Annotated in this window: 6 protein-coding genes and 1 pseudogene; all 7 read right to left on the minus strand. The window is 55.2% G+C overall.

From position 1 onward, the window contains the following. Positions 1-120: pseudogene (locus tag METPAY_RS15645) on the minus strand (hypothetical protein); the annotation flags it as partial. Further along, entirely contained in the window at positions 113-730 is a 618-nt protein-coding gene (locus METPAY_RS11015) for an EhaG family protein (protein ID WP_048152543.1), read from the minus strand. The gene METPAY_RS11015 and the pseudogene METPAY_RS15645, both read right to left, overlap by 8 nt. Beyond that, positions 730-1,191: a DUF2106 family protein gene (locus METPAY_RS11020; protein ID WP_048152544.1), complete on the minus strand. Its 462-nt coding sequence runs from the start codon at positions 1,189-1,191 to the stop codon at positions 730-732. Before METPAY_RS11020 ends, METPAY_RS11015 begins: the two co-directional genes overlap by 1 nt. Next, entirely contained in the window at positions 1,188-1,409 is a 222-nt protein-coding gene (locus METPAY_RS11025) for a DUF2107 family protein (protein WP_245611634.1), read from the minus strand. Before METPAY_RS11025 ends, METPAY_RS11020 begins: the two co-directional genes overlap by 4 nt. A gap of 11 nt (positions 1,410-1,420) precedes the next feature. Next, positions 1,421-1,651 (minus strand): DUF2108 domain-containing protein, encoded by a 231-nt coding sequence (locus METPAY_RS11030; RefSeq protein WP_048152549.1) that lies wholly within the window; start codon positions 1,649-1,651, stop codon positions 1,421-1,423. Then, entirely contained in the window at positions 1,648-1,890 is a 243-nt protein-coding gene (locus METPAY_RS11035) for a DUF2109 family protein (protein ID WP_048152550.1), read from the minus strand. Before METPAY_RS11035 ends, METPAY_RS11030 begins: the two co-directional genes overlap by 4 nt. Then, the gene (locus METPAY_RS11040; RefSeq protein WP_245611635.1) at positions 1,887-2,390 is read right to left on the minus strand and encodes a hypothetical protein; all 504 of its coding nucleotides are present in this window, start codon (positions 2,388-2,390) and stop codon (positions 1,887-1,889) included. Before METPAY_RS11040 ends, METPAY_RS11035 begins: the two co-directional genes overlap by 4 nt. Positions 2,391-2,601: the final 211 nt, after the last annotated feature.

The following is a 2,601-nucleotide window of genomic DNA, read 5'->3' on the forward strand; positions in this document are numbered from 1 at the left end:
GAACACAAGTGCGAATATGAACAGCACGAGCGTGTACGGGCTGATGTAGTAGACAATATCCCCGAACGGGATGTAGGCGAGGGCGTCTCCTTCGATCTGTGGCGACGGGAGATTATACATCCGAATCGCCTCCGTTCATGGTTCCTATTACAGACATCTTGGCCGCGACCTTTGCGAAGATTCCCGCACCTGCGATGATCACGCCGAAGAACCAGTACTGGGGCAGGGCCATGAATACGATGAAGGCCACGACCCAGCAGGCCCAGGCGTACCCGCTGACGGTCTCGATGATCTCCCTCTTCTCGCTGCTTCCCCTGCACATGAAGTAGAAGAGAAGCCCGAGTCCTGCGACCGCACCGCCGGTGAACCCGGAGAGTATGATGCCGTAGATCACGAAGATTACCGCGAGGATGCCGGGTGCGGAGTCCATGACCTCGATATGGAGCACGTTCTCCGGGTCTTTCCTGAGGTTCTCCTTCTCGATGTATAGTTCTGAGAGTGCGAGTAGCTCGGCGATCCCGACTACCAGGCCGGGAAGGATCAGTGCCTCGGCGAGATCGGTTGCGACGAGTGCGATGATTACGAGGCTCATGATCTCGACGAGGTCGGTGAGTATCAGCCTGTGCAGGTCCTCTTTCTCCCTGACCATCGCCCAAAACGCGATTATCACGCATACGAGCGTGATTATCAGCGCAGCTTCGTATTCGGAGGAGAGGTTGTAGACGAACATTATTCCTCCCTCCTCCTGTTGAACAGGAACATGGCTATCGTGAAGGCGACGAAGAGAATGCTGGTCTCGAATATCGTATCGAGGCCCCTCGTATTGTAGAGGATCTCGTCGATGATCCCGCCGGGGTGAGACACGATGGTGGTTCCCATGAACATGTTGAGCTGCGATATGAGGAGCGATACCGGGGTGAGATATCCGGTTACGAACCCGAGATACGGTTCGTTCTCAGGATACTGGGATACGACGTCGGCCTTCTCGAACGGTGCTCCCCCCCTGTCGTAGGGGTTCAGCGGACTCGTGTTGTCGATGGTCTTCGGGTAGAGCTGGTTTTCGTCGTATGTCAGCGGCGACTGGAGCAGCAGCCCGACGACGATTACCGCGATCACGACTGCGGCATATACACCGACAAGGTTGTTGTGGTTCTGGAGAGTCCGCGAGATCCGCCTGATTATGCCGGTCATGCGGCCTCCCTCCTTTCTATGACCCGGACAAGGACGAAGGTTGTTATCGCTGTTACCGCGATGAACGTCAGGAGTGCGATCGTCTCGTCGTATACGAGCATTACGAGCAGGAGCCCGAACGAGGCGACCTCGATATTGATTATCCGGTTGACGTATGTCTTCGGGTTCGGGAATGCGGTCGATAGTCCGCCGATGAAAAGAATTCCCAGTCCGAGCACGATCAGGGGGTCTATGATTCATCCCCCCTTACGATGCGGAGCAGGATTATGGTCGAGATCGGGATTATCAGCGATACGAGTATGACGACGTCGAGGTATCCCTTCTCGGCGAGGAACGGCATTATCCCGGCCCCGATTATGCCGATCGCGATCAGCTTGTCGAAGGGGTTCTTCCATATGGCCGCGACAGCCGCACCGCCGATCGCCATCAGCCCGAATATGAGCTGGAGATACCAGATCATTTCCCGTCCCTCCTTACCGCGTATGCACTTGCGATCGCGTTCGATTCGAGCGTGGAGCCGACGAAGTACGCGACTGCGGCGATCAACGCAAGCGGATCGGAGATCAGCAGGGGGATTGTCGCGGCGATTGCGAAGTTCATGACGTTGAGATAGGTGAACTTTCGCAGCGTCTCCTTCTCGGCTATTATCCTGATTACTGCATAGACTGCGATCACTGCTGTTACCGCGGCGGCGATCATGAGCGAATCCTCCACAGTGCCCCGAGCAGGCGGCTTGCATACTTCTGCGATATGCCCTGTATCACGAGGATGGCGATGACCATTCCGGCGATGAACTGTTCGGGCGAGAACCCGGCGTATTCGGAGAGTGCATAGATCACGAACGTTGCGACGATCGCACCGGTGGTTCCGGCGTAGCCTTTGTCATAGCAGATCTTGTTCCCGATGAATACCAGGACTGCCGCGACGAGTCCGCCGGCGATCCCGAAGGTGTACACTCCGCACGCGGCAAGGAGCGTTCCTGCGGATGCATCGGGGGAACAGACGATGTTTCCCATCATGAATCCGCCGTTAAGGTCGCCTCCGGCCGATTCGATTGACTTCCCGATTGCGTCGGCCCCGCGGACTCCTCCCTTCTCCGGGAGCCTGAACAGCAGGTCTATGGATACATAAATAACAAAGCAAACGACCGCTGCGGCGAAAATATGGAAAATTTCAGTGTATGGTATTTCACCAGCCATGTCCAAACCCATTTAGGTATTAAGTTTTTAATCCGAGAGTAGGGATAAAGGTTTTGATTTCAACATTATTTCTGTGATTCGGGCCCTTTTTATCTTTTATTTGATGCCGGCGGGGGCGGAAGGAGTAAAGGACGTTTAATTACTATGGATTTTTGGGGAATGAAAGACGGAGGGGCGGTTTTTTGTGGAGTTCCGGCTGGCCCGGAGTTGT

Origin of the sequence: Methanolacinia paynteri (genome assembly GCF_000784355.1) — an archaeon.
Taxonomy (GTDB): Archaea; Halobacteriota; Methanomicrobia; order Methanomicrobiales; family Methanomicrobiaceae; genus Methanolacinia; species Methanolacinia paynteri.